General features: G+C 63.3%; 25 protein-coding genes and 1 tRNA gene. 3 read left to right on the forward strand and 23 right to left on the reverse strand.

Annotated features, from left to right (window positions below; translation table 11 throughout):
* Positions 1-6 precede the first annotated feature (6 nt).
* The 8 genes from CCE89_RS08715 to CCE89_RS08750 form a co-directional block, all read right to left on the reverse strand.
* Positions 7-471 carry a GNAT family N-acetyltransferase gene (locus tag CCE89_RS08715; protein WP_234990011.1) on the reverse strand — a complete coding sequence of 155 codons (465 nt, stop codon included), beginning with the start codon at positions 469-471 and terminating at the stop codon, positions 7-9.
* Positions 468-1,385, reverse strand: coding sequence for an RDD family protein (locus CCE89_RS08720; RefSeq protein ID WP_086437636.1), 918 nt, complete (start codon positions 1,383-1,385; stop codon positions 468-470). The genes CCE89_RS08715 and CCE89_RS08720 overlap by 4 nt, the downstream gene beginning before the upstream one ends.
* Positions 1,382-2,446 carry a stage II sporulation protein M gene (locus CCE89_RS08725; RefSeq protein ID WP_086437637.1) on the reverse strand — a complete coding sequence of 355 codons (1,065 nt, stop codon included), beginning with the start codon at positions 2,444-2,446 and terminating at the stop codon, positions 1,382-1,384. The genes CCE89_RS08720 and CCE89_RS08725 overlap by 4 nt, the downstream gene beginning before the upstream one ends.
* Positions 2,443-3,777 (reverse strand): DUF58 domain-containing protein, encoded by a 1,335-nt coding sequence (locus CCE89_RS08730; RefSeq protein WP_086437638.1) that lies wholly within the window; start codon positions 3,775-3,777, stop codon positions 2,443-2,445. Before CCE89_RS08730 ends, CCE89_RS08725 begins: the two co-directional genes overlap by 4 nt.
* 5 nt (positions 3,778-3,782) lie before the next feature.
* The gene (locus CCE89_RS08735; RefSeq protein WP_200810315.1) at positions 3,783-4,745 is read right to left on the reverse strand and encodes an AAA family ATPase; all 963 of its coding nucleotides are present in this window, start codon (positions 4,743-4,745) and stop codon (positions 3,783-3,785) included.
* Complete coding sequence (locus CCE89_RS08740; RefSeq protein WP_086437640.1) at positions 4,742-6,001, reverse strand: DUF4350 domain-containing protein; 1,260 nt, start codon at positions 5,999-6,001, stop codon at positions 4,742-4,744. Before CCE89_RS08740 ends, CCE89_RS08735 begins: the two co-directional genes overlap by 4 nt.
* Positions 5,998-6,669, reverse strand: a complete 672-nt coding sequence (locus CCE89_RS08745) for a hypothetical protein (protein ID WP_086437641.1) — start codon at positions 6,667-6,669, stop codon at positions 5,998-6,000. The genes CCE89_RS08740 and CCE89_RS08745 overlap by 4 nt, the downstream gene beginning before the upstream one ends.
* A gap of 83 nt (positions 6,670-6,752) precedes the next feature.
* A complete protein-coding gene (locus CCE89_RS08750; RefSeq protein ID WP_086437642.1) occupies positions 6,753-7,646 on the reverse strand; it encodes a prephenate dehydratase in 894 nt (297 codons plus the stop codon).
* A gap of 150 nt (positions 7,647-7,796) precedes the next feature.
* On the opposite strand from CCE89_RS08750, the gene CCE89_RS08755 reads away from it, so the two are divergent.
* Entirely contained in the window at positions 7,797-8,468 is a 672-nt protein-coding gene (locus tag CCE89_RS08755) for a c-type cytochrome (protein WP_086437643.1), read from the forward strand.
* An 11-nt stretch (positions 8,469-8,479) separates the two neighbouring features.
* Here the strand turns inward: CCE89_RS08755 and CCE89_RS08760 are convergent, their stop codons facing one another.
* The gene (locus CCE89_RS08760) at positions 8,480-9,148 is read right to left on the reverse strand and encodes an RlmE family RNA methyltransferase (protein ID WP_086437644.1); all 669 of its coding nucleotides are present in this window, start codon (positions 9,146-9,148) and stop codon (positions 8,480-8,482) included.
* Positions 9,145-10,392 carry a Ppx/GppA phosphatase family protein gene (locus CCE89_RS08765; protein WP_086437645.1) on the reverse strand — a complete coding sequence of 416 codons (1,248 nt, stop codon included), beginning with the start codon at positions 10,390-10,392 and terminating at the stop codon, positions 9,145-9,147. The genes CCE89_RS08760 and CCE89_RS08765 overlap by 4 nt, the downstream gene beginning before the upstream one ends.
* A 187-nt stretch (positions 10,393-10,579) precedes the next feature.
* Here CCE89_RS08765 and CCE89_RS08770 point away from each other — a divergent pair.
* Positions 10,580-10,653, forward strand: a tRNA-Gln gene (locus CCE89_RS08770).
* Positions 10,654-11,214: 561 nt separating this feature from the next.
* Here the strand turns inward: CCE89_RS08770 and CCE89_RS15135 are convergent.
* From CCE89_RS15135 to CCE89_RS08825, 11 genes are all read right to left on the reverse strand, one after another.
* Positions 11,215-11,364: a hypothetical protein gene (locus tag CCE89_RS15135; protein ID WP_143255997.1), complete on the reverse strand. Its 150-nt coding sequence runs from the start codon at positions 11,362-11,364 to the stop codon at positions 11,215-11,217.
* A gap of 209 nt (positions 11,365-11,573) precedes the next feature.
* The gene (locus tag CCE89_RS08775; protein WP_086437646.1) at positions 11,574-12,362 is read right to left on the reverse strand and encodes a hypothetical protein; all 789 of its coding nucleotides are present in this window, start codon (positions 12,360-12,362) and stop codon (positions 11,574-11,576) included.
* Positions 12,363-13,079: 717 nt separating this feature from the next.
* On the reverse strand, positions 13,080-13,229 hold the full coding sequence (gene ccoS, locus CCE89_RS08785) for a cbb3-type cytochrome oxidase assembly protein CcoS (protein WP_086437648.1): 150 nt from the start codon (positions 13,227-13,229) through the stop codon (positions 13,080-13,082).
* Positions 13,226-15,361: a heavy metal translocating P-type ATPase gene (locus CCE89_RS08790; RefSeq protein WP_086437649.1), complete on the reverse strand. Its 2,136-nt coding sequence runs from the start codon at positions 15,359-15,361 to the stop codon at positions 13,226-13,228. The genes ccoS and CCE89_RS08790 overlap by 4 nt, the downstream gene beginning before the upstream one ends.
* The gene (locus tag CCE89_RS08795; protein WP_234990012.1) at positions 15,358-15,804 is read right to left on the reverse strand and encodes a FixH family protein; all 447 of its coding nucleotides are present in this window, start codon (positions 15,802-15,804) and stop codon (positions 15,358-15,360) included. The genes CCE89_RS08790 and CCE89_RS08795 overlap by 4 nt, the downstream gene beginning before the upstream one ends.
* Positions 15,805-15,806: 2 nt before the next feature.
* Positions 15,807-17,249, reverse strand: coding sequence for a cytochrome c oxidase accessory protein CcoG (ccoG, locus tag CCE89_RS08800; protein ID WP_086437651.1), 1,443 nt, complete (start codon positions 17,247-17,249; stop codon positions 15,807-15,809).
* A complete protein-coding gene (ccoP, locus tag CCE89_RS08805) occupies positions 17,236-18,156 on the reverse strand; it encodes a cytochrome-c oxidase, cbb3-type subunit III (RefSeq protein WP_086437652.1) in 921 nt (306 codons plus the stop codon). The genes ccoG and ccoP overlap by 14 nt, the downstream gene beginning before the upstream one ends.
* The gene (locus tag CCE89_RS08810; protein WP_086437653.1) at positions 18,146-18,310 is read right to left on the reverse strand and encodes a cbb3-type cytochrome c oxidase subunit 3; all 165 of its coding nucleotides are present in this window, start codon (positions 18,308-18,310) and stop codon (positions 18,146-18,148) included. Before CCE89_RS08810 ends, ccoP begins: the two co-directional genes overlap by 11 nt.
* Positions 18,307-19,065, reverse strand: a complete 759-nt coding sequence (gene ccoO / locus CCE89_RS08815) for a cytochrome-c oxidase, cbb3-type subunit II (RefSeq protein WP_086437654.1) — start codon at positions 19,063-19,065, stop codon at positions 18,307-18,309. The genes CCE89_RS08810 and ccoO overlap by 4 nt, the downstream gene beginning before the upstream one ends.
* 11 nt (positions 19,066-19,076) lie before the next feature.
* Positions 19,077-20,735, reverse strand: coding sequence for a cytochrome-c oxidase, cbb3-type subunit I (gene ccoN / locus CCE89_RS08820; RefSeq protein ID WP_086437655.1), 1,659 nt, complete (start codon positions 20,733-20,735; stop codon positions 19,077-19,079).
* Between the two features lie 2 nt (positions 20,736-20,737).
* Positions 20,738-21,523: a helix-turn-helix domain-containing protein gene (locus tag CCE89_RS08825; RefSeq protein ID WP_086437656.1), complete on the reverse strand. Its 786-nt coding sequence runs from the start codon at positions 21,521-21,523 to the stop codon at positions 20,738-20,740.
* A gap of 142 nt (positions 21,524-21,665) precedes the next feature.
* Here CCE89_RS08825 and CCE89_RS08830 point away from each other — a divergent pair, with 142 nt between their 5' ends.
* Entirely contained in the window at positions 21,666-22,334 is a 669-nt protein-coding gene (locus tag CCE89_RS08830; protein ID WP_086437657.1) for an OmpW/AlkL family protein, read from the forward strand.
* A gap of 52 nt (positions 22,335-22,386) precedes the next feature.
* Here the strand turns inward: CCE89_RS08830 and CCE89_RS08835 are convergent, their stop codons facing one another.
* Both CCE89_RS08835 and CCE89_RS08840 read right to left on the reverse strand, forming a co-directional pair.
* Complete coding sequence (locus CCE89_RS08835) at positions 22,387-23,478, reverse strand: hypothetical protein (protein ID WP_086437658.1); 1,092 nt, start codon at positions 23,476-23,478, stop codon at positions 22,387-22,389.
* A 3-nt stretch (positions 23,479-23,481) separates the two neighbouring features.
* Positions 23,482-24,555: a phosphotransferase gene (locus CCE89_RS08840; RefSeq protein WP_200810316.1), complete on the reverse strand. Its 1,074-nt coding sequence runs from the start codon at positions 24,553-24,555 to the stop codon at positions 23,482-23,484.
* Positions 24,556-24,615 lie beyond the last annotated feature (60 nt).

The following is a 24,615-nucleotide window of genomic DNA, read 5'->3' on the forward strand; positions in this document are numbered from 1 at the left end:
AGACCGCTATAGCGTCCGCGACATGCACAGACTGAACTCGTCGGAGATGTAGTCACCGAAGTTCTCGCATTCGGCAAAGCCGTGTTTCTCGTAGAGCCGCACCGCGGGAAGAAACGGCTCCGGCCGCCCGGTTTCGAGCCCCAGCCAGCTATACTCGCGCCGGCGCGCCTCCTCCATCAAATAGACGAGGATTGCCTCGCCTGCGCCCTTGCCGCGATATTCGGGCGCGGCGCGCATCGACTTGAGCTCGCCGCGCGTCTCGTCGATTTCCTTGAGCGCGCCGACCGCTGCCAGCGCCTCGCCATCCCAAGCAGCGAAGAAGCTCACGTCCGGCTCGCGCAACCGCTCGACCGGCATCGCATGCACCTTGCATGCGGGCGACCAGCTATGCATTTCCTCAAGATGGAACCGCAGCAGATCGATGATGCGCGGGTCGGTGAGGTCGTCGGGAACGATGCGATAGCGGCTCACGAATGCTTGTCCCGCTTGCGCTGGCCGAAGCGCATGCCGCCTTCCAGCCGCGCGCGCAGCTGGGCGTAGAATGCCTCGAGGAAAGCGCGCTCGTCACCCGCACCCGGTTCCCACCCGATCTTGCGGCAGATGGTCGCGTGGACCGCCACCAGCGCCTCGTCATTGTTGTCGCGCAGCACCCGCTCGAGCGTTTGCAACTCGTGCTCGCCATAGACCGAGAGTTCTTCCTCGCCGAACTGGTAGGTTGCGCCTGTCAGCCCGCTCGTCCCCTTGGCAGCACCTTGTGTCGAGAGGGTCTCGGCAAGCTTGGCGCGCGGTGCCTCGACCACCCATGTCCCGGCGATGACGTCGCCTGCGCGCAGCGCGTCCTTGTTGAAGAAGGGGAACGCCATGAAAATCAGGAACCACACCATGCCGGCGAAACCCGCCGCGCCCATGTCGCCGCTGGGGGCGACCATCAGGAAGATGAGCGGCAAGAACAGCTCGATATCGCGCAGCAGGTTGCGCGCAATCACCGCCTCTGCGGTCAGCCTGCCGCCGTCGCGCGACGCGACCCTGATGCCCGTCATCCGCTTGCCCGGAGTGGCGCTGCGCGGTCCAAGCTCGCAGGCGAGGAAATAGCCGTAGCGGGCGAGGAACAGCATGATCACGTAGATGATGAAGAGGAACTCGCCGGCACCCGAGATATTCTCGTCAGCATTGTCGACGATTTCATCGATGACGCCGCCGAATATCCAGCCGAGCAGCAGCGTGAAAACGAGCAGTGCGACGAAGAGAATGAGAAAATCGAGGACCAGCGCACCAACCCTCGCCCCGCGCGAAGCGACGGTGACCGGAAGCGCAATCCCTTCCGGCGTGATCATGACCCGGCGGCGGCGGTCGCCGGTCTGGATGGGGAGGGCGGCGCTGGTCATGCGGTCCCTCCACGTTCAGGCGGGCGATAGGCGAAGAAATAGGCGATCCACAGCGCCAGAAGAGTGCCGCCGATGATGAAGCGATCCTCCATCCCGCCGATGAGCTGACGGGGGAAGGCTTCGAGCAGGGCTGCGACCACCATCATCAGCACCACGCCGGCCATGACCAGCGCGGCCCGCTTGCCGCTTTCGGAAGCGGCGCTGAGGATCGAGCGGTCGCCCGGAAACGCCATCGAGCGTCCGATATGCATGCCTGCCGCCCCCGCCAGAAGAATCGCGAAGAGCTCTGTCGTGCCATGAACGCTCAGCCAGGCGGCGAACTCGGCGGTGAGGCCCTGCCCGGAAAAAAGCCACAGCATCGCGCCGAGCACCGCCATATTGTGCACGAGCAGCATCAGCGACGGAATGCCGAACGCAAAGCCGAGGGCAAAGGCCATGATCGCGACGCCGGCATTGTTGCTGAATAGCTGCGCGGCGAAGCCCGACAGTCCGGCGGTCTCGCTCTCCTGCGCGAGCGTCTCGAGCAATTGCTCGCGGCTCGCGCCGGGCACCCGGCTATCGAGGAAATTGGTCGGGACGAGGCGGTAATACCACTCCTTGTCCTGCGCCACGAGCACCCAGCCGACGATCGTGCCCGCGACCATCACCGCCAGCGCGATGCAGATGTCGAGCCAGATCTCGCGCACGGCGCGGCTCCATCCGCCGAGCAGGAACCCCTTGAGCCAGGCGAATAGCCCCTGGCGCGGCCCGTAGACCTGGAACCAGGCGCGCTGGACGAGCGATTCCAGATAGGCGAGCGTCGCCATGTCGAGCGAAGTCTCGCGCGCGACCGAGAGGCTGGATGCGGCGGTGCGGTATAGCGTCGGCAGCGCGAGCAGTTCTTCGTCGCTCACCCGCCGCAGCGATCCGCTTTCCATGCGCTGGAGGATGTCTTCGAGCTGCTTCCACTCATCCTCGCGTTCGAGGCGGAAGCGATCCGAGCGCAGCGCGGCGCTTTCGACGTCGGGGGGCGCGGCAACCTCGCCCTTGCCGAACCATGCGGAGAGCATCGGCGCCTTCATCCGATCGCTCCGCTGCGCTTGATCGCGAAATAGCGGTCGATCAGCTTGAAGCCGACGTCCTGCCACGGCGCTTCGACCACATCGACCCCCAGCTGGCGCAATTGCTGCAGGACCAGTGCGCGCTGTCGCATGAGCGTGTCGGCGGTCACCGTGCGGGCCATGACGGCAAGGTCCGAAGGCTCGGCCTCGATGAATTCCTCCAGCTCGCTGTCGGCGATGGTCACGAACAGGATGAGATGCCTCTCCGCCAGTCGCCCGATGCTTTCCACCATGAGCTGTGCGGCGGTGGGGTCGGTGAAGTCGGAGAACAGGACGATCAGCGAGCGGCGCTTGAGCCGGGTCGAGAGCGTCGCCAGCGCCAGCGTGAAATTGGACTCGACCGAATGGTAGTCGAGCCCCGCAGCGGCGCTCTGCAAGCGGTGGAAGCCGCGTGCCTCGGTAACGAAGGGCGTCATCACTTCGGGCCGCTGGGCAAAGCCGAACAGCGAGACGCGGTCGCCGCCCTTGAGCGCGACATAGGCGCAGGTGAGCGCGGCAGAGACGGCCCGGTCGATACGCGGCAGGCCGTCGACCGGCTCGCACATCGACTGGCCGCAGTCGAAGGCGAAGACGATCTGGTTGTTGCGCTCGCTTTCGTTCTCGCGCGCGTAGAGTTTCGTGTGGCGGGCCGAGGCTTTCCAGTCGATCCGGCGGCGATCCATGCCCGGTTCGTATTCGCTCAATGCCTCGAACTGCGTCCCTTCGCCGCGAATGCGCCGGTTGATGAGGCCGAGTTGCGCATCGCGCAGGTAGGTCTGGAGCTCGCTCGAGCGCACCGGGGCGAGGTCGGGCCAGATCCGCACTTCGCGGTCGAGCTCGCGTTCGACCTGCCGCGCGCCCAAGCCCAGCGGGCCTGTCCAGCGCAACCAGCCACGGAAGACCGCGGCGGTGCCGCGGCGATGGGGAATGGTCTGGCAGGTCCCGCGAAAGCCGCCTGCCTGTTCGGACGGTGTGAGGCGCAAGGTGGCGCGACCGCCGTCGCCCAGCCTCGGGTCGAATTGCAGCGCAGCTTCGACGCTCGCCGGCGGGCGCTGCGCGAAACTGCAGCGCAGGACCAGTTCGGTCGGCTCGCCCACTTCCGCATCGGCAGGCGCGGCAAAGCTCCACTGATCGATCCGGCCTGCCAGCAGGCCATCGACCACCATTGCCCCGAGCAGGCCGAGCGCCGCCACGAGCGCGATCAGCCAGGCATCGGGCGCGGTCGCGGCGACCAACAGCGCGAGCGGGGCGAGCCCGGCGGCGAGCCATGCGGTCCGTTCTGTCGGGACCAGAGGAAGGGAGGCGAAGCGCATTGCGATCAGCGCGGCGCCTGCGTGCTTTCGACGAGTTCGGTGACCAGCTCCTCGATATCGCGCCCTTCGATCTCGGCCGCCGGACTGAGCGTGAGACGATGGCGCAGTGCTGGCACGGCGAGCGCCTTCACATCGTCAGGCACGACGTAATTGCGGCCTTCGAGCGCGGCTCTTGCGCGTGCGGCATTGGCAAGCAGGACCGCCGCGCGGGGGCTGGCCCCGACGCTGAGCTCGCCATGGTCGCGTGTCCCGCGCACCAGCCGCACGACATACTGGACGATCTCTTCCGCCACGGTGACCTGGTCGAGCGCCGCGCTGGCTTCGGACAGCTTCGCCGCATCCGCGACCGCCGTCACGCCGAGCTCAGCGGGCCGCGGCGGGCCCTGCCGCTTGCCGAAACGGGCGACGATGGAGGCCTCCTCGCTTTCAGCGGGATAGGGCACCAGCAGCTTGAACAGGAAACGGTCGAGCTGCGCTTCGGGCAGGGGATAGACACCCTGGTTCTCGATCGGGTTCTGCGTCGCGATCACCATGAAGCGATCGGGCAGGGCATGGGTCTCCCCGTCGAGCGTGACGCGGCGTTCCTGCATCGCTTCGAGCAATGCGGCCTGCGTCTTGGGCGGCGTCCGGTTGATCTCGTCCGCCAGCAGCAGGTCGCAGAAGATCGGCCCGCGTGTCAGCGTGAACTGGCTGGTCTGGAAGTTGAACAGGTTGGAGCCGAGAATATCGCCCGGCAATAGGTCGGGCGTGAACTGGATGCGCCCGAAATCGAGGCCCAGCGCGGTAGCGAAACTCTGCGCGAGGAAGGTCTTGGCCGTTCCCGGAGGACCTTCGAGCAGCACGTGCCCTTCGCTCACCATCGCCACGAGCAATTTGTCGATCATATCGTCCTGGCCGACGATCGCCTTTGCCACTTCGCCGCGAATGGCGGCGGCGAGATCGCGCAATTCTTCCAGCGTCATGCTCATCTGTGCAATTTCCCTTCAAGCTCTTTCAGCGCCCTTGCAGCGAGTAATATTTCGGCATCGCTGCGCGCACTGCGCATGTCGGCGGCGCGATGGGTGAACGGGCGTTCGTCCGGCAGGCGGCGAGCGAGTGCCGCATCGATTTCGGCAGGTTCGGCATGGCCGAGGCCGAGCGTTTTCGACAGGCGCGCCTGCGTGATCGCCACATAGGGCTCGGCCAATAGCCGCAGGCGCTTCGCCCGCAGGATCAGGCCCGCACCATTGGCGATCAGGCGGTGTTTGCCGAAAGCGATGGCCGGACCTTCGGCAGCGGGCGGGCCGAAGCGGCGGAAGGCGCGCCATCCGATTACCAGCAGCGCAAGGATGAGGCACAGCGTCGCGGCGAGGAAAGGCGGACGGAAGGCGAGGGTGAGCAGATTGGTCGAACCGCCGAAGCCGTTCAACGTGAGGTCGAAAGTGACCGCCATGTTCTCGTCGTAATATCCGGCATAGCGCACCAGTTCGAGCGCGAGCGCGGCGCGGTTCGCATCGGCCAGCCCGTAATTGTTCACGAGGTCAGGCTCGACGATGAATACCGCGCCATGGGCATTGTCGTAGAATTCGGAGTTCTCCGCTCCGATAATATCGATGGCCAAGGTGCGCCCGGACTGGTCGGTGACCAGCGCTTCCTGGTCGGCCTCGACCTTGGCAAAAGTGGTCCATTTGGTCGGTAGAGCGCCTGCGTGGCCGAGGCCACTCCAGCTTCCGACACCGTTCTCGATTTCGTCGAGTTCGCCTGAAAAGGCGTAAGGCTGCGGCAAGTCGTCGGTCCAGCCGACCATCGCCGGGCTCAACAGCTGGACCCAGCCCTCCTTGACCTCGTCCTTGATTTCGTCCGGCAGGCGGTCGGAAAAGCCTGTTGCATACCACTTGGGCAGGATCACCAGCGTCGGCCCGCGATATTGACGATCCAGCAATATCTCGGAGATTTCTTCCGGATCGGCATAGGGCGGCGGCGTCAGCACCACGAGGCCATAGGACTCAAGGCCCGAGGGCGAGCGCGAGGTCGTGACCTCGACCCCTTCGGCCTCAAGCAGCTTTACGAGGCCGGCAAAGCCATTGAGCCCGACCGAGGCGGCATGGGCGCGCCCGTCATTGCTCTGGCGTCCGGTGTTTCCCGTTCCGATAAAATAGAGGAGCGCGATGAAGGCGAGAAAGCCGATCACCACCAGTGCGAGCACGGCCCTGAGGCTGAAGGGGTTCTGCGACGTCTGTCTCATATACGCACCGTGTCCAGCCGCGCGAGCGCGAATTCGGCATAGGCCGCGCGTGCCGTTTCCCAATCGCCGCGGTCCAGACCGCGCAGTGCGAAGAGGCTGCGCTCGACCCGTTCGGCGATCGTGCCGAAGGCGGAACGGGCATTGCCGGGAAGCGCCTCGAGCGCGGCGAGTTCGCGGGCGGTTGTCGATGGCTCGACCCAGCCAGGCTGTGCCGTTGCAATCTGATTGACGCTGCGTTGAAGCAGGAGATGCGTGGCTTCGTCGAAGCGCCCCTCGCTAGCGAGACGATCGGCTTCCTCGAGCAGGGCCAGCGCCTCCTGACGCGCGGGCTGCCATTCGGCCTGGCTCGCTTCATCCGCTCCGCTCGATTTGCGGGCCGAAGGTGCAGGTCCGAACATACGGTAGATTGTGTAGAGGACGGCAGCGACGAGCAGGGCCAGCAGCACCCATTTGAGCACCGGCCAGCTTTCCGCCAGCAGCGCACCGACCGGTTTGAAGAGTTCGCCCAGCGCCTCGAACAGCTTGTCGAGCCAGGTCGGTTCGCGCGGCGGGATTTCGGGAATTTCGACAGGCGCGAACTGGATATCCTCGTCGCCCCGCAGCTCCTGCCACGAAGCGGGCGCATCGCCCCCCGGCGCCGCGGCAGTGGTCCCCGTTCCTGTCGTCATCGGCTGCGGTGGTGGCATGGCGGAAAGATCGGCGCAACAGCTTAGGATTGGCTTAAACCCGCTCCTGTGCCGGAAGGGCCGGTTTAGCCGCGCTTGCGGCTCTGGCGATAGGTGCCCAGGATGCGCAATTCCTTGCTGTGGAAGGCGAGTTCCTCGAGCGCGCGATCGACCCGCGGGTCGCCCGGGGCACCGATGATGTCGGCGTAGAACATGCTCGCCGAAAAGCTTGCGCCCTTCTGGTAACTTTCGAGCTTCGTCATGTTGACGCCGTTGGTCGCGAAACCGCCCATCGCCTTGTAGAGCGCGGCGGGAATGTTCTTCACCTCGAAGACGAAAGTGGTGATCGCCTCTCCGCCATTCAGCGTCGCCGGATCGAGCGCGTCTCGTGCAAGGATGACGAAGCGCGTCATGTTGTCGTCCGCGTCCTGAACGTGCTCCTCGATGATCTTGAGGCCGTAGAGTTCGGCCGCAATCGGCGGAGAGATCGCAGCCAGCGTCGGATCGCCTTTTTCCGCGACATATGCTGCCGCACCCGCCGTATCGGCATGGCTCAGCGGCACGATGCCTCTTTCGCGCAGGAAGTGACGCGATTGGCCCAGTGCCTGCGGATGGCTGTAGGCTGCGGTGAAGGGCCCATCGCCCAGCGCCATCAGCGCATGGTCGATCGGCATGAAATATTCGCCCACGATCGACAGCCCGCTTTCCGGCAGAAGGAAATGGATGTCGGCAACGCGGCCATGCTGGGAGTTCTCGATCGGGATGATCGCGCATCCGGCCCGACCGGATTTCACCGCCTCCAGCGCATCTGCAAAGCTGAAACAGGGTAGGGGCAAATGATCGGGGCAGGCCTGCATCGCCGCGCTATGCGAGTTTGCGCCGGGCGAACCTTGGAAGGCAATCGCGCGTTCGGGTTCGGCCGCTGCCGATTCGCGCATCTGGGCAACCATGGCTTCGGCAGGGGCGGGAAAACTGTGCATCGCTGTTGCTGCTATCCGCGCGGACACCCGTGGGCAAGCGTGCTTTCATGATCTGGCTCAAAAGGCACAACCATCACCCTTGCGCGGAGCGCCCTCGCCGACTAGAGCGGCGCCCAATTGCGCAACAGATAAATTGGGCCAAACCTGATTATGGACGACCGTTTCAATACCATTGCCGGCTGGGTGCTCTTTTCGGGGATCATCGCGCTTGGTCTTTCGATCCTGAGCGGCAAGTTCTTCCACGCCGACAATCCGGAAGCTCCGGAAACGCCGGGCTATGTCATCGAGGCTGAAGAAGAAGGCGCTGGCGCCGATGCCGGGCCGGATCTCGGCACGCTTCTGGCAAGCGGTTCTGCGGCGGCTGGCGAAGCGGTCTTCGCCAAGTGCACCGCATGCCACACGATCGAGCAGGGCGGCGCGAACGGCATCGGTCCGAACCTCTATGGCGTGATGGGCCAGCCGATCGGCCAGCACGTCGCCGGTTTCGCCTACAGCTCGGCGCTTTCCAGCCACGGCGGCGAATGGGACTGGGCGAACATGGACGCCTGGCTGCAGAGCCCGCGTGCATTCGCAAACGGCACAAAGATGAGCTTTGCCGGCCTTTCCAGCGCAGAGGACCGCGCCAATGTAATGCTGTACCTCGAATCATACGGCGGCGCTCCTGCCAAGCCCGCACCGGCCGCACCTGAAGCGGAAGAAGGTGCCGAGGGCGAGGAAGTCGATGGCACCGGCGAAGGTCCGGGTGTCACCGAAGGGGCCAACCCGGATGCCGTCGAGGCAGCGGGCGCAATGGGCGACGAACAGCCCATCCCTTCGAACTGATTTTCTGAAAGTTACCGGGCGCGGGGTTTGAAACCCTGCGCCACCACATACCACTCCGACGAGCCCTTGCGGCTCGCGGGGGGTTTGGCGTGTTTGACGCTGGTGAAGTTCTTCTTCAGCAATGCCAGCAGGTCATTGTCCGTGCCGCCGGCGAGCACCTTGGCTACGAAAGTCCCGCCTTCGCTAAGGTTCTCGGTTGCGAACCAGGCCGCAGCCTCGACCAGCCCCATGGTGCGCAGGTGATCGGTCTGCTTGTGACCGACGGTGTTCGCCGCCATGTCCGACAGGACGAGATCGGGCGGGCCGTCCAGCTCGGCTTCGAGCGCAGCAGGCGCGTCGTCGTCCATGAAATCCATCTGCAGGATCGCAACACCCTCGATCGGTTCGGTCGGGAGCAGGTCGATCCCCACGATAGCCGCCTTGGGCGCAAGCTTGCGCACGACCTGGCTCCAGCCACCCGGTGCAATGCCCAGATCGACCACGCGCTGCGCGCCGCGGATCAGCCCGAACTTCTCGTCCAGCTCGATCAGCTTGTAGGCGGCGCGGCTGCGATAACCGTCGGCCTTGGCCTGCTTCACATAGGGGTCGTTCAGCTGACGCTCGAGCCAGCGGGTCGAAGAGGCGCTGCGCTTCCGCGCCGTGCGGACCCGCTTGTCGGGATTGCGACCGGATCGGCTCATGAAGCTTCCTGACCGGCGGGATGAGGTTTGAGCTCGGCCGCCATCAGGCTTCGCAGGATGCCCTCGCGGATCCCGCGATCCGCCACGCCCAGCCGCTGTGCGGGCCAGATATCGAGAATGCTTTCGAGGATTGCACAGCCGGCCACGACGAGTTCGGCACGGTCGCGGCCGATACAGGGCAATTGGCTCCGCTCGTCTGGCGACATTGCTGAAAGCCGCGTGCTGATTGCGCGCATCGAATGGGATGGCACGATCAGACCGTCGACGGCATTGCGGTCGTAATGCGGAAGCTCGAGGTGCAGGCTCGCCAGGGTCGTCACCGTGCCGCTGGTGCCGAGCAGGCGAATGTCCGGGCCCTTTGCAGCCGCCCCGATCCTTTCTGCAAACGGCGTGAAGCTGTCACGCACCACACGGCGCATTTCGGCATAGCGAGCGGATCGATCGGCGTCGGTATAGCCCGTGCGCGGAACGGTGTCGGAAAGTGAGACCACACCCCAGGGTACGCTTTGCCAATCGACGATGCGCGGCACGGCTTCGCCTGGCTCGAGCAGCACCAGTTCGGTCGAGCCGCCGCCGATGTCGAAGATGACCGCGGGGCTGTCGCCCTGTTCGAGCAGGATGTGGCAGCCCAGCACGGCCAGCCGGGCCTCTTCCTGCGCGCTGATGATGTCGAGCGCGATGCCGGTTTCCTGGCGCACGCGTTCGATGAATGCCGCGCCGTTGGCGGCACGGCGGCACGCCTCGGTCGCGACCGATCGGGCGAGAAAGACATTGCGGCGGCGCAGCTTGTCGGCGCAGATCGACAGGGCGCCGAGCGTGCGATCCATAGCCTCGTCGCTGAGCCTTCCCGAGTTCGCCAGGCCTTCGCCCAGCCGGACCACACGACTGAAGGCGTCGATGACGGTGAAGTCCGGTCCGGAAGGCCGCGCGATCAGCAGACGGCAGTTGTTGGTGCCCAGGTCGAGCGCGGCATAGGCCTGCCGGGGATGGGGACGTGTCTGGTTGTGGGGTGCAAAGGTGGGAGGTGACGCTGGTGCGCGGGCGTTATTGCCGCGCGAATCGTCTCTCTCCGGTCTTCTACGGGATTTGCCGGAGTTTCGACCATGCGGCTTCGCATGGCCCGGTTTGCCTTTGGCCTTGGGCTTGGAGGAGCGCTTGTAGCGAAAATCGGCTACCTTGCCGGACTTGTCGCTCCTGTTGGTGCCAGCCCTTCTGTCACCGTCCGGCGGAAAAAAGTCCGCCATATCAATACTTTCTTTTCCTCTCGCTCCGAAATGGTGCGAGGACTTGGTACCGATGTTATCGATAGAGCGGGAAAGGGGCAAGTTTGCTGTCACATCCGGGCGAGACCAGCCTTGACCTCGCGCCTGTGCGAAACTAGATGCACGCACCGCTCGACACGGCGCGCCACTGGCCGTCACCGAGCTCTAATGCCCCGTCGTCTAATGGTAAGACTACGGACTCTGACTCCGTCAATTGAGGTTCGAATCCTCACGGGGCATCCAACATACCATCGCAGACCTTCTCATAGCTTCTCACAAGCATCCCGAAACCCAAGCATTTCTGCGGTTTTAGTGTCTCAGGGTGTCTCACGGCTTCTCATTGCAGCTTGAACATTTTTACGTGATCCACGCGTGACCCTCAACGAACTGTTGAGAGCCTGACACGGCTACAAACAATGGGCTGCGGATAACAGTGCTTCAAACTGCGCGCGATCGGCAGGGCCCAAGCCTTCTGACTCGGCCTGCTTGATGAATGACCCTAGTTCGCCCGACGCAAGCGCTTCGGCTAATGTCGGTGAAAATGTTTTTTAATTCCTGTCCTCTCGTTTTGATCGAGTGGGAAGATAGCGCACATCGTATCCCATGTTGGTCCTATCTCGCACATTCTGAGGCTCCTGGAGCCATTCGCTGCGCTTCAGTGGGATGACTCATCCGCGATGACGACGAATTAAAGGTTCTGGCCCCCAACATGGGCGCTATCGACGACGAAAACAGCGTGCAGGTATCTGGGGTTATTCAGATGCCTACACGCTGTGCAATTAGCGTTTCCACGCTGTTAGGGGGCTAGCGCCCCTTCTTGTTGCCCTTGGTCTCGTCCTGCGAAAGGACCGACGCGGCAAGCGTCTTAGCGTCCTTGGCAGTAGGCTTCTTGGAGCCGGAAAGCACCTTAGAGGCCAGTGTCGAGACCTTGGAAGATGACTGCTTCTTGGGCATGTCAATGCTCCTTGATTTTGACTTCGATAACGAAATAGCGGTAAAGGAGCCGTGGACGCGCCGCGCTAGCGACGCGCCCCGGTCCTTAGCTAGCTGCTAATGTCCGGGCCATGGACCACATGGCGCACCTCCTTTCCTCCGGGAAGGACGCTCGCACGTCAGCCGGCAAGCAAGCCGTGCGAGGTCAAGGATATCAGGGCGGTTGGCGATCATTCGTCAGCCGCCTTTTCTTTGAGAGGGCGCGTCAGGAACTGGACCAAGGTCCAGACAGCCGCGCGCTCCTCGTCGCCAATTGCGGCGTCTTGTAGAAGGTCGATCAATTGATACTGTAGTGGGCGATCTCCACCGGCACCGCCTCCGTTGCCTCCGCCTCCACCACTTCCGCGCTCATCACCATAGTCGTCCTCTTCTGCGGTATCCTCTGCTTCTGGCGCAGGAGCATTAGGCGACGGTGGCGCTAGCGCGGGCTTACTGAAGCGCCCGTTGTCGGCAATGTATCCTGCGGTTTCCGCAGATGCTGCGAACGCCTGCCTCGCGCGCTCTTTCTGCTTCGGTGGAACGCCGAGTTCTTCCATTTGCCGCTCAACAGCAGCAGCAGGCGGCAGCGAGTAGCCATTATAGCGCTCATACATTGCGGCGTAGAGTTCGATGTTGAGGAACGCGGTCGATCTTGCTTGAGCACGCGTATTGTCTTCAAGAATTTGCCTGCCAAGTGAGGTCAACAAAACCCGCGACCCCGGAGTCTGGATAAGGCCAAACATGCGGGCTGCGGAGAGCCTGCCCCGAAACGTGCCACCATTGGCCGACATATCTAGCTTGACGGCAAGCTGGGTTTGCTCGGCTTCGGCCCTTCCGGCGATCTCTAGCAGAGCACTGCAAAGCTCTTCAGCTCGCGCAAGGTCACTGTAGGGGAACTTGATTTTGCGGCGGGCACGCTTCTTAATCCCGTTGGCGCCAGGTTGTTGGTTGGCTTGTTCGCCAGTTTGCTCGATGCCCATTGGCAGTCTCCACAAGCCCAAATTCAGGCTTTCTGATTCTGCCTATACACGAAACTGCGGCCACAACAACGCCGTAACACGGAAAAAGTTGTTTTTTCCACTACTCGGTTCAATCCCGATATGTTCCAGGGCCTGAGGTGGGTCAAGAGCATAAACGGGTTCGCGCATTGAGAGCGTGGCATCGTTAGATATCGCGCTCTTTTTATGTCGATTTGCATCAGGGCTGGGCTTCGAATCCTAAGTGAGAATTCGAAGCTGAATATTCCGCTCAGATCGATGTTTACGGAGCATGCAAGGGGGTCACGTCGGGCGTGCAGTAAAGCACTGAAATCATTGAATATTTCCTTGGAATATTTACGTGACCGGTGGCGTGATTACAGCGGCCAAACCCAATTAAATATCTGAAAGATATAGATAAAAAGAAAGATTTGAGATGCTCACGGGGCATCCAAACCTTTCGACAATTCAGATGTGATCCGACGCGCCTTTAGCGGCGAAGTCGGCATTATCCGTGCGGTCAGGAGCGCTTGCGGCAAGTGCCCGCGTGACACCCTTTCTGCAGACAGGGTGGGGCAGATGGCTGCTGATCGCTATTGTTGCCGATCGGGATCGAAATCGTGCCGCCGCTGCAAAGAGTGACCACCAGCGAGCGTTCCTGCGCAGGCAAGGGCCCTGTCGCCAGAGGAACGAGCGCAAGCCAGACGAGGGCGGACAAGTTCATTCGTCGCCCTCTTCATCGATCAGGATGCGATTGGCCGCCCCGTCGAGATCTTCGAACTGCCCGCTGCGCATTGCCCAGAAGAACACGGCAAGCCCCAGTCCGCCCATCGCCAGAGCGATCGGGATGAGGAAGGTCAGGCCCGTCATGCCGGTTGTTCCGAGGCGGAACGCGCCAACCGCAAGGAATTGGCGACTACCACGATCGAGCTCACCGACATGGCGATCGCCGCGATCAGGGGGGTGACATAGCCAAACAGGGCGAGAGGCACGGCCAGCACATTATAGGCCACGGCAAAACCGAAGTTCTGCCGAACGATCCGCATTGTCTTTCGCGATACGCTGATCGCAAGCGCGACCGGCATCAGCTTCTCGCCGATAAACACCGCGTCGGCAGCCTGCTGGCTGGCATCGCTCGCCGTGCCGGGTGCGATCGAAGCGTGAGCTGCTGCGAGGGCCGGACCGTCATTGAGGCCGTCGCCTACCATCAGCGGGTGCTTGCCTTGAGCTTCGAGGCGGTGGAGCCGGTCGAGCTTGTCCTCCGGAGTAGCGCCAGCCTGCCCGAATATGCCGAGCCGCCCGGCGACATCGGTTACAGCGCCGCTCCTGTCGCCCGAAAGGATCTGCGATTCGACGCCCATGGCAGACAGGCTGGTGATCGCTTGTTTCGCATCGCTTCGCAGCGGATCTTCGAAATGAAGCGTCCAGCTCTCGTCGCCGATGCGCAGGCTGCTTGCCATGCCCGCCTGACTAGCCTCCGGCCGTTGGAGAGCCACTTCCTGCCCGTTCCAGCGCCCTGTGAGGCCCTTGCCGCTCGCTTCGCCGATGTTGTCGACCTGCGCGGGCGATACACCGTTTGCCTGAAGCGCCTCCGCAAGTCCCTGGCTCAGGGGATGGCGGCTCGTCTGCGCGAGGCCGAGCGCAACGCTGCGCGCCTCTGCATCGAGGCCGGAAATGTCCGGTCGCGGCTTCCCCAGGGTCAGCGTGCCGGTCTTGTCGAACAATGCCACATCGACTTCGGCGAGCCGCTCCAGCGCGCTGCCGTCCTTGATCAGAAGGCCGCGCTTGATCAGCGCCCCCGACGCCGTGACCTGGGCGGCGGGCACGGCGAGGCCCATGGCGCACGGGCAGGTGATGATCAGCACCGCGATGGCAATGACGAGCGACTGGTGCCAGCCTGCCCCCGCGATCATCCAGCCCACGAAAGCCAGCGCCGCGAGCGAATGGACCGCCGGTGCATAGAGGCGCGAGGCGCGGTCGGCGATGCGGACATATTTGCTGCGCGATTGCCCTGCCTCGTCCATCAGCCGGGCAATCTCGGCGATAACCGTATCGCCCGCGACGGCCGTCAGGCGCACGCGGATCGGCTCGAACAGGTTGATGGCGCCGGCGTGGACGCTGCTGCCGATTGTGATGCTCTCGGGCGTGCTTTCCCCCGTCAGCATGGCGTTATCGAGCGCGCTTGCGCCTTCCTCCACCACACCGTCCGCCGCGAGCGCTTCACCTGCGGCGACAAGGACCATCATGCCCGGCTCGAGCTTGTCGGCTGGGATGCGGCGGGTCGATCCATCGGGTTGAAGTACGCTCGCGCTCTTGCCCATGCGGCCCAGCAGTGCACCGATCCCGGCGCGGGTGCGCGTACGCATGGTCGCGTCGAGCGCGCGCCCGCAGAGCAGGAAGAACAGCAGCATGACCGCGCTCTCGAAATAGGCGTGGCCGCCGCCCGCCACGGTCTCGTAAATGCTGAGGCCGGTCGCAAGCAGCACGCCGATCGAGATCGGCACGTCCATATTGGTCCGGCGGAACTTGAGCGCCATCCATGCGGACGCGAAGAACGGGCGGCCCGAATAGGCGATCACGGGCAGCGCGATCAGGCCCGAAAGCCAGTGAAACATTTCGCGGGTCGCGCCGCCGGCACCCGCCCAGACGCTGACCGAAAGCAGCATGATGTTCATCATGCCGAAGCCTGCAACGGCGAGCGCCCGCAGCAGCGCCTTGCTTTCAGCATCGTCGGTCGCGAGCGGATTTTCGGCGAGTGGCTGGGCTTCGTAGCCGAGCCTGCGCAGGGCCTCTTCGATATCGCCCTCGCTGAGCGAGCGGTCGTGCCGCACGGCCACCCGTTTGGCCGAGAAATTGACCCGGGCGCTGTCGATCCCTGCAATTTGGGGCAACTCGCGCTCGATCTTGGCGATGCATCCCGCGCATCTGATGCCGGGCACAGTCAGCCGGGTGTCGACCAGATCGCCCGACGGCGAAAGTTCAAGGCTGACCGGCGCATTCATTCGAGCGGAGCCTCGCTACTCCAGATCAATTCACCCGAAGCGATGGTCAGGCGCGCGATCCAGCGCCCCTCGTCCACCGGCGCGTCCGAACGAAAAAGGTTTTCTCCCATGCGGGAAAAAGCCACCGTTTGCGTGTCGCGCTCGCCGATCGGGCGGCGCAATTCGGCGGAGACTGTGGCTCCCGCCGGGACGTTCCCGGTCGGGACGGTAAGGAAGCCGGCTCCATCGCGTTCGATCCTTGCTGACCAGCCAAGCTCCTCGGAGCGACGCGATTCCTCCAGCCAGCCGTTGAATTTCTGGCTGGCAATGTAGGAGTTGTCGACCACTGTGCCCGAGAAGCTGCGCGCAGCAATGGTCGCCATGCCGAAATTGACCGCAACGACCACGCCGAAGCCTGCGACAAGGATCTTGGCCATGTCACGACCAGTGAATTCGCGGCGCATTGTCATTCTCCCGCTGCGGTGAAAAGTGTCTCGGCTCGGTCGCTTTCGCCCTGCTCGTCCAGCGAGGTCAGCGTGAAGGCGAAAGTCTGGCCCTCGGTACCCTGCGGAGCGAGCACATAGGCACGCACAGGCTGCGTTGCATCGGCCGGAACCTCGATCGTCTGACTGCGCGCTGCGTCGCTGCGGCCAATTGAATCGGTCCAGAAGACAGCGTCTTCAAGCCCGACAAGCGCGACTTCCATTTCGCGCGGGCGGCTCTCCATATTGCGCAGCTTGAGCGTGTAGGCGTTACGAACCGAGCCGTCGCTCATCAGCATGAAGGGTGGGTTGCGATCGGGCGATACGGTAAGGTCCGTATGGCTGCGCACGCCCAGTGCGAAGAGGAGGGCGAGCCCGATTGAGGACCACACGCCGAGATATACGAGCGTCCTCGGGCGCAGCAGCGTCTTGATGACGGGCTTGGGCTCGCCGCCGGCAGCCTCGTGCTCGCAATCGTCGAGCGTCGCGTAATCGATCAGGCCGCGCGGTCTGCCGATATCCTTCATCACCTTGTCGCAGGCATCGATGCACAATGCGCAGGTGATGCAGCCGATCTGCGGCCCTTCGCGAATATCGATCCCGGTCGGACAGACCTGCACGCATTGCATGCAGTCGATGCAGTCGCCGAACTCGCCCGGATTCTTCTGCGCTTTCTTGACGCTGCCGCGCGGTTCGCCGCGCCAGTCCTTGTATGTGACGATGAGCGATTTCTCGTCGAGCATCGCGGTCTGGATGCGCGGCCAGGGGCACATGTAGATGCACACCTGCTCGCGCAGGAACCCGCCCAGCGCGAAAGTCGTGGCGGTAAGGATGGCAACGGTGCCGTAGGCAACCGGGGCCGCCTCTCCGGCGAAGAACTGACGGAAGAGCGTCGGCGCGTCGGCAAAGTACAGAATCCATGCGCCGCCTGTCAGGAATGCGATCAGCAAATAGACCGACCACTTGGCGCCGCGGCGGAAAACCTTGCTCCAGGTCCACGGAGCCTTGTCGAGCCGGATGCGCGCGTTGCGGTCGCCATCGAACAGCCGGTCGATATGCTGGAAGAGGTCGGTCCATACGGTTTGCGGGCAGGCATAGCCGCACCAGGCTCGCCCCACTGCGCTGGTGACGAGGAACAGGCCGATGCCTGCCATGATCAGCAGCCCGGCGACGAAGTAGAACTCGTGCGGCCAGATCTCTATGCCGAACATGTAGAAACGGCGGTTGGCGAGATCGACCAGCACTGCCTGGTCCGGGGCATAAGGGCCCCGGTCCCAGCGCAGCCACGGCGTGACGTAATAGATCGTCAGCGTGATCGCCATGATCGCCCATTTGAAGCGCCGGAAAGGCCCGTCGATGCGCTTGTTGTGAACGACCGAGTGCTTTTCGTAGAGCTCGCTGGACTGGATGGGCTCAGGGCTGTTCATCGACCTCGACCGCCGGATCCTCGGCGACCTCCTCGATGTCTTCGCCACCGCCACGTGAATGGACATAGGCCGCGAGCATCTTGATCGTCACCGGATCGAGGCGGTCCTTCCAACCGGGCATAACGCCGTGCTTGGGCCGCCTGATCTGAGCGCGGATGTCTGCCGCCTCGCTGCCGTACAGCCAGATCGCGTCGTTGAGCGCAGGTGCCCCGATTTCGCGGCTACCGCTACCATCGGCCTGGTGGCAGGCAACGCAGTTGTCGGCATAGAGCTGTGCTCCGACCGGGCTCGATTGCCTGCGGCCGGTGAACGAAAGAACGTGGCCGGCCAGGGCGTCAATCTGCGCTCTATCGAAGATACCGTCGAACCCGGGCATCAGGCTGATGCGGGTTTCGTCCGAGCCTTCCCAGCGGATGCCGTGATTGAGGGTATATTCGATCGCTTTGAGATCGCCGCCCCACAGCCATTCGTCGTCGTTGAGGTTGGGATAGCCGGGCGAACCTGCTGCACCCGCGCCGTGGCATTGGACGCAGTTCACCTTGAAGGCGGCTGCACCGCCCGCGACGGCCTGCTGCATGAGCTCGGTGTTGTCCTGCAGCTTGACCACGTCGATCGCTGCGAGCTGCTCGCGGAAGGACTGCCGCGCCAGATCCGCGGTTTTCATTTCCTCGCTCAGCTGCCCGCGGCTGGTCCAGCCAAGCGTACCTTCGGTCGCCTGGTTGATCATGGGCCAGGCGGGATAGAGGATCGTGTAGACGATCGCGAAGACGATCGTCGCATAGAAGGTCCACAGCCACCAGCGCGGCAGCGGCGTGTTCAATTCCTCGATACCGTCCCATTCATGCCCGACGAATTCGGTGCCGGTGGGTTGGTCGACGCGGGTGTCGTTTCCTGCCTCATTCGCCATCGTCGGTATCCTTGAAAATCGAGTGGGCGGCTGTGTGGTTGCTGTCTTTCGACCCCGGGCGGAACGGCCAGGCGCAGAGCAAGGCGAACAGCGCGAACATGGCGGCCAGCGCGTAGCTGTCGGCGAAGTGGCGCAAAGTGTCGTAAAGGCTCATCGCCCCTTCTCCTCGGCCAGTTCTTCCTGGGCTGCGGCGCTGTTCACATCGACCAGCGTGCCGAGCATCTGGAGATAGGAGAGCAGTGCATCCATCTCGGTGACCACGTCAGGGTTGCCGTCGAAGTCGCGTATCTGCGCCTTCGGATAGCGCTCCGCCAGATCGCCAGCGTCCATGTCGGGATCGGCCTGTGCCTGAATGTCGGTCTCAGCCATTTCGATGTCGCGATCGCTGTAAGGCACGCCCACGCGGGTGAGCGCGGTCAGCATGGCCGATGGATCGGCGACCTTGAGTTCGGTGTCGGCGAGGAAGCCGTATTGCGGCATGATGCTTTCGGGCACGAGGCTCTGCGGGTTCCTGAGATGCTGAACGTGCCATTCGTCCGAATAGCGCCCGCCTACACGCGCCAGATCGGGCCCGGTACGCTTGGACCCCCATTGGAAGGGGTGATCGTACATGCTTTCGGCAGCCAGGCTGTAGTGGCCGTAGCGTTCGACCTCGTCCCGGAAGGGCCGGATCATCTGGCTGTGGCAGGTGTAGCAGCCTTCGCGGACGTAGATATCGCGACCCGCCTGTTCGAGCGGGGTGTAGGGCCGCATGCCGTCCACCTTCTCGATCGTGTTGTCGAGGTAGAACAGCGGCGTGATCTGGACGAGGCCGCCGATCGCCACGGTGACGAGGGTCAGCGCCGCGAGCAGCGTCACGTTGCGCTCGATTTTCTTGTGACGGCTGCCGGGTTCTTTTGCGGTGTTCATGGCGCGCGCTCCTATTCGGCCGGCACTGCGGAGGTGATGGGACGGTCGGCGGCTTCGTCGTAGGTGGCGTCGCTCATCGGCTTCTCTTCACGGAGATGGCCGGCGATCGTCATCCAGACGTTGTAGACGAGCACTACCGCGCCGCTCAGGTAGAGGAGGCCGCCGAAGGCGCGCAGCGCGTACATCGGCTTCAATGCGGCGACGGTGTCGGCAAAGCTGTTCACCAGATATCCGTCGAGCCCGTATTCGGCCCACATCATCCCCTGGGTAACGCCTGCCACCCACATGCTGCCGGCGTAGAAAACGATTCCGGCGGTCGCGAGCCAGAAGTGCCAGTTGATCATCCGCAGCGAATACATCCGCTCGCGCTTCCACAGGCGCGGTACGAGGAAGTAGATCGCGGCAAAGGTGATCATGCCGTTCCAGCCCAGCGCACCGGAGTGGACGTGACCGATGGTCCAGTCGGTGTAGTGCGACAGCGAATTGACCCACTTGATGCTCATCATCGGGCCTTCGAAGGTGCTCATGCCGTAGAAGGCGAGGCTGATCACCATCATGCGGATGATCGGGTCGGTGCGAACCTTGTCCCATGCGCCGTTGAGCGTCATCAGGCCGTTGATCATGCCGCCCCAGCTCGGCATCCACAGCATCACCGAGAACACCATGCCCAGCGTCTGCGCCCAGTCGGGCAGCGCGGTGTAGTGGAGGTGGTGCGGACCTGCCCAGATGTAGAGGAAGATCAGCGACCAGAAGTGGATGATCGACAGGCGATAGGAATAGATCGGTCGTTCGGCCTGTTTGGGCACGAAGTAGTACATCATCGCGAGGAAGCCCGCGGTGAGGAAAAAGCCGACCGCGTTATGGCCGTACCACCACTGCGTCAGCGCGTCCTGCACCCCGGAAAAAGCGCTGTAGCTGCGTGAGCCAAGGAGGCTGACGGGCACCGCCAGGTTGTTGACGATGTGGAGCATCGCGATGGTCAGGATGAAGGCGAGGAAGAACCAGTTGGCGACGTAGATATGCGGTTCGTGCCGCCGCACGATGGTGCCAACGAAGACCACCAGATAGGCGACCCAGACGATGGTCAGCCACAGGTCGACATACCATTCGGGCTCGGCATATTCCTTCGACTGGGTGACGCCGAGCAGGTAGCCGCTCGCGGCCAGTACGATGAACAGCTGGTAGCCCCAGAAAACGAACCTCGCGAGCTGCGGGAAGGCGAGCGTCGTGCGGCAGGTGCGCTGGACGATGTAGAAGCTCGTCGCAATCAGGGCGTTGCCGCCGAATGCGAAAATCACCGCCGAGGTATGAAGCGGCCGGACCCGGCCGAAATTGAGCCAGGGTTCGATGTTGAGCTGCGGGAAGACCATTTGCAGCGCGATGAAAAGTCCCGCGGCAAAACCCGCAATGCCCCAGAATACTGTCGCGATGACACCCCAGCGGATCGGATCGTCATCATAACGCGACGGCCCCGCGGGCATTCGGAAGATGCTCTGCACCTTCGCCATGGGGTCATAGCTGCCCGCCGTTACCCACATCATGAGCAGCGCGACGATCCCGATGATGACCGCATGCGCGGCAAATCCGGGATCGGCAGCGCCGATATAGGCGATGATCGATAAGGCGAGGACGACAAACCACAGGCCGACCCGGCCGAGTACCGCTTCCATAATTAAATCCTTCCAGTCTCTGGCTCGGGTAATCGCGCTTGCACCGCGTCACATTGATCGAGATCAAATTTGCCCAGCTGCGGCGAAATATCTGTCGGCAGGGGTGCGAAACCGGCGCTTTTCCGAAGGGCTTCTAGGTCCAGCAGGGCGATGCGCGAGCGGCCCTGCGTTGCGATGAAACCGGCATCGCGCAGCGCGCCCAACTGGCGGCTTACGGTTTCGATGGTGAGTCCGATCGAATCGCCGATATCCCGCCGCGACATGGGCAATTCGAGGATGACCACATTGCCTTCGGTGACGCCTACGCGCTCGGACATGGCGAGGAGGAAGCCGGCCAGTCTTTCGAGCGCGCTCTTCTGGCCAAGCGCGACAGCCTTGTCGCGGCACCGGTGAAGAGCGCGCGGCAGCCGGTCCATCAACGCGCGCGATGTCGAAACTTCCGTGGCGGCGAAGTCGAAGAACTCGCGCGCCGGAAACGAAAGCAGCTCGGTGTCGACCAAAGCTGTCAGGGTGTAGGAATAGAGCCCTTCGGCCGGGATGGAGACGATGTCCCCTCCGAAATGAAAGGCGACGATCTGTTCGCGATCCTCGCTCGCATGGGCCGCGAGCTTGGTCGCGCCCCGCGCCACGAAAACCAACTGGTCGAAATGTTGGTCGAGCGGAGCGAGTTCGCCGCGCGTCAATGCGGCCGGGGTCGCGAGAGCCTTGAACTGCACGCCGACGCGGCACCCGGGCTCGAGACCGAATGCCGATCGTGTGAACAGTTGGAACGTGCTTTCATTCGCCATGGCCGGCTTAGTAACGCCAGCTTGCGGACCTTCCTTTGATCCAGGTCAATGATGCGACGGACAAGCGGGGTCTATCTGCGCCCCGATGCTGCAAAAATCCTGGGCCGCACGGGGTGGCCGCTGCAGCAACAGGAAAGATATCATGAGAACGCTCCTTCTCGGCTGTTTCGCCGGCCTCGCAACCCTCGCAGCTCCAGCAGCGGCGCAGGACCAGGATGGCAAGGTCCAGATCAAGGTCATGGGGACCGCAGTTCTGCCAGATGGCAAGATTACCGACCTGAATACGGATATCGTCGGGCTGCCCGCGGGCACGCAGACCAAGGCCAACGACAATTACGTGCCGACGATCGCGATCGAGTACTTTGTTACCGACAATGTCTCGCTCGAGACCATCTGCTGCCTGACCCAGCACGATGTCGACGCTGTCAGCGGCCTGCCGGGGGCTGAGCTGGTTTCGAATGCAAAGCTCATCCCGGCGACCGTTACCGCTAAATACCATTTCGATCTCGGCGGGGTGAAGCCCTATGTCGGCGCTGGCGCGACCTATTTCCTCTGGATCAGCGACAAGCCGGGTGCCGCGACCATTCCGCTGGGCGTTACCGACACCGATCTTTCGGACGAGTTCGGCCTTGCGCTGCAAGCGGGTTTCGACGTTCCGCTTTCGGACAACGGTTTCGGCCTGACCTTCGATGCCAAGCGCTACTTCGTCGATACGACTGCGCGCTGGTATGCCGGTGACACGCTGGCGATCGAAACCGAGCACAAGCTCGATCCCTGGGTGCTCAGCGCTGGGGTCAGCTACCGCTTTTGAGTGATGATTTGCTGTCCCGGGGGCCGGTCAACCGCCGGCCGCCGGGATGCAATCAGGCTTGGGCCCCGTCATTGAGGCCTTTCAGGCCCAGCGGCGAAAACGGGCCGATAATGAGCTGCTCGAACACGCCGATAGCGTTGGCATCGTCGCTCACCACCTGAACGGGGATCTGCACATGCAGGTTCTCGGGCGCAAGCGGATCGAGCGCGGCGAGATCGATGTCCTCGCGCTCTACCTTGAGCGGGCCGTGGTGCATGCCGTGGCCCCAGACCGGGTGGGTGTAACCCAGCCCCTTCATCTGGAAACGTCCCAGAGGTTCAAACGTCACCTGCTCGGGCGCGCCAATCAGGGCGAGCGACAGTGTGCCGCCACTCGGCCAACGCGTGCCGGGTTCCAGCCGGGTCCGCATGCTGCCGACACCCTCGGCCAGGTTGTTCGCTTCTGCTCCGTCGGGAGCCCAGGCGGCGCGGGTATTCCATGCCTCTCCGTGTGCGTCGTTATTGACGTGGAAGAAGAGCGCGCCGTTGTCGAAATTGACCGGGGTCCATTGCCAGAAAAAGCTCGGCACCGGCGCGCCGGGTATCGGTTGCGGGTCGCGCGCGCCAATTGGCCTGACGCCCCAGCTGCGGTCACGCGTGCCGCTGGTCCCGGCGGCGAGGTCGTGGCGCTCTCCATTGAGCGATATCCACCCCTCGTAATGCCCGTTCTGGGTCATGCGGGTGTAATCCATGAAAGCACGCGGCCCGATGCGGTGGATGAAGCGCGGCTCCTCGATGGGGAAAGCGCGCCCGCTGAAGGTGATCTCTGCCGCGATCCCGTCGCTCTCTTCCACCGTCACCTTGAGCCGGTTGAGCGGCTCGATCACTTCGATAGCGATCGGCCCGACCCGCATGGCCATACGTTCCATCCCGAGCTCGCAGCTTGCGTGCAGACAGTATTGCACGCCATCGCGGATGAAGCTGAAGTGCGCATCGGCAACATCGAGGTGAGGATAAACGCCGAATGCCGCGGCGAAGAAACCGCTGCCATCGGGTGCGTAACCGTTAAAAAAATAGCGGTCATAGAAATTGCGGTCAGTCCCCGAATAGGCGACCGGTTCGGGCGTCTGGTGGAGCGGGTAGTCGTCGCCTCTTGTAAGCACCATTGGTCAGCCTCCTTCGAGCATACCGATACTGTCATGCGCCAATGCGAGGGCGCAGGCACCTCGCGCCATTGATAGGAAGTTGGCATCGCCGCGCTCGGTCCGCTCGACGAAGGCCGCGCTGAACACAGCAGTCGAGACGCCGTGGAGCGCGCCGATGATGTAATCGCGCCAGATGTCCTGGCGCGTGAGCGGCACCCCGCGCCTGCTCATCTCTTCGCAATAGAGGTCGAGCAATTCGTCCTCATGCACGCGGCGCAATTCGTCGCCGATCCCGCAACCGAGGAAATAGCCGACATCGGTAAGGCCGGTGCCGATCGTGAGCGTTTGCCAGTCGAGCACTGCGATCGGTTCGGCGCCGCCGCCGATATCGAAAAGCATGTTGTCGAGGCGGAAATCGCCGTGGACGAGGCTGGTTCTGGCATGCTGCCGCGTAAGCCAGGCATAGCATGTGGCGAGCCTTTCGCACACAGCCATATATTCGGGCTCGAGCAAGTCCGCATATCGCTCGGCGAAAATGGCCTGGGCTTGCGGATAGAGCGCGCGCACCTGCGCCGCGGCGTTCTCGCTCGGCTGCAGCCAATCGAGATCGAGAATGTCCGCATTGTTCCATGAAGGCGCGTGGATCGCGGCGGCCTGTTCGATCCCGCGCCGCGCCTCTGCCAGCGTGCAACCCGCGATCTGGTCGCCGCCGCGTGCCGGTCCGAGATCCTCGAACAAGAGAACAAAGGCGCCGCCATTGTCATCGACATGGGCGGCATGGACACTCGGCACGCGCACACCGAGCGTCGGCGCAATCTCCCGGTAAAAACATACTTCCTTGGCGTAGAGGCCAAACATGGCGGCGGTGCCGCGGCTGGTTTCGTCGGCAGCCGGAAACTTGCCCGCTATCGTGGAAGGGCCGTCGCTCTCGCCGTCATAGGTCAGGGTAAATCGCGCGCTGTCGCCGACCTGCCCGGTGCCGATGGGTTGCCACTCAAGACCTGCAACTCGCCCTCTCGTCAGCGAGCCGGATGCGCGCAATGCGGCATCGACCCAGTCAGGCGTGACGTCTTCTGGCGCCGATGGAAAATCCGCCAAGCTCTCTCCCTCTCTCTCGGCGTGCACCATATGTCGCTGTTTCTGCTCCGGCAAGAAGGT

It is taken from the genome of Altererythrobacter xiamenensis, assembly GCF_900177715.1.
GTDB classification, from domain to species: domain Bacteria; phylum Pseudomonadota; class Alphaproteobacteria; order Sphingomonadales; family Sphingomonadaceae; genus Erythrobacter; species Erythrobacter xiamenensis.

What these genes read in the sequence shown, in the direction of transcription:
- CCE89_RS08730 (WP_086437638.1), bottom strand. Translation starts at nt 3,777, where the DNA reads ATGCGCTTCGCCTCCCTTCCTCTGGTCCCGACAGAACGGACCGCATGG.
- CCE89_RS08735 (WP_200810315.1), bottom strand. Translation starts at nt 4,745, where the DNA reads ATGAGCATGACGCTGGAAGAATTGCGCGATCTCGCCGCCGCCATTCGC.
- CCE89_RS08750 (WP_086437642.1), bottom strand. Translation starts at nt 7,646, where the DNA reads ATGCACAGTTTTCCCGCCCCTGCCGAAGCCATGGTTGCCCAGATGCGC.
- ccoN (WP_086437655.1), bottom strand. Translation starts at nt 20,735, where the DNA reads ATGGAAGCGGTACTCGGCCGGGTCGGCCTGTGGTTTGTCGTCCTCGCC.
- ccoS (WP_086437648.1), bottom strand. Translation starts at nt 13,229, where the DNA reads ATGACGGGCCTGACCTTCCTCATCCCGATCGCTCTGGCGATGGGCGGA.
- CCE89_RS08825 (WP_086437656.1), bottom strand. Translation starts at nt 21,523, where the DNA reads ATGGCGAATGAAAGCACGTTCCAACTGTTCACACGATCGGCATTCGGT.
- ccoO (WP_086437654.1), bottom strand. Translation starts at nt 19,065, where the DNA reads ATGAACACCGCAAAAGAACCCGGCAGCCGTCACAAGAAAATCGAGCGC.
- ccoP (WP_086437652.1), bottom strand. Translation starts at nt 18,156, where the DNA reads ATGGCGAATGAGGCAGGAAACGACACCCGCGTCGACCAACCCACCGGC.
- CCE89_RS08760 (WP_086437644.1), bottom strand. Translation starts at nt 9,148, where the DNA reads ATGAGCCGATCCGGTCGCAATCCCGACAAGCGGGTCCGCACGGCGCGG.
- CCE89_RS08745 (WP_086437641.1), bottom strand. Translation starts at nt 6,669, where the DNA reads ATGACGACAGGAACGGGGACCACTGCCGCGGCGCCGGGGGGCGATGCG.
- CCE89_RS08775 (WP_086437646.1), bottom strand. Translation starts at nt 12,362, where the DNA reads ATGGGCATCGAGCAAACTGGCGAACAAGCCAACCAACAACCTGGCGCC.
- CCE89_RS08835 (WP_086437658.1), bottom strand. Translation starts at nt 23,478, where the DNA reads ATGGTGCTTACAAGAGGCGACGACTACCCGCTCCACCAGACGCCCGAA.
- CCE89_RS08725 (WP_086437637.1), bottom strand. Translation starts at nt 2,446, where the DNA reads ATGAAGGCGCCGATGCTCTCCGCATGGTTCGGCAAGGGCGAGGTTGCC.
- CCE89_RS15135 (WP_143255997.1), bottom strand. Translation starts at nt 11,364, where the DNA reads ATGCCCAAGAAGCAGTCATCTTCCAAGGTCTCGACACTGGCCTCTAAG.
- CCE89_RS08740 (WP_086437640.1), bottom strand. Translation starts at nt 6,001, where the DNA reads ATGAGACAGACGTCGCAGAACCCCTTCAGCCTCAGGGCCGTGCTCGCA.
- CCE89_RS08790 (WP_086437649.1), bottom strand. Translation starts at nt 15,361, where the DNA reads ATGAATGCGCCGGTCAGCCTTGAACTTTCGCCGTCGGGCGATCTGGTC.
- ccoG (WP_086437651.1), bottom strand. Translation starts at nt 17,249, where the DNA reads ATGAACAGCCCTGAGCCCATCCAGTCCAGCGAGCTCTACGAAAAGCAC.
- CCE89_RS08720 (WP_086437636.1), bottom strand. Translation starts at nt 1,385, where the DNA reads ATGACCAGCGCCGCCCTCCCCATCCAGACCGGCGACCGCCGCCGCCGG.
- CCE89_RS08755 (WP_086437643.1), top strand. Translation starts at nt 7,797, where the DNA reads ATGGACGACCGTTTCAATACCATTGCCGGCTGGGTGCTCTTTTCGGGG.
- CCE89_RS08765 (WP_086437645.1), bottom strand. Translation starts at nt 10,392, where the DNA reads ATGGCGGACTTTTTTCCGCCGGACGGTGACAGAAGGGCTGGCACCAAC.
- CCE89_RS08830 (WP_086437657.1), top strand. Translation starts at nt 21,666, where the DNA reads ATGAGAACGCTCCTTCTCGGCTGTTTCGCCGGCCTCGCAACCCTCGCA.
- CCE89_RS08795 (WP_234990012.1), bottom strand. Translation starts at nt 15,804, where the DNA reads ATGCGCCGCGAATTCACTGGTCGTGACATGGCCAAGATCCTTGTCGCA.
- CCE89_RS08810 (WP_086437653.1), bottom strand. Translation starts at nt 18,310, where the DNA reads ATGAGCCTTTACGACACTTTGCGCCACTTCGCCGACAGCTACGCGCTG.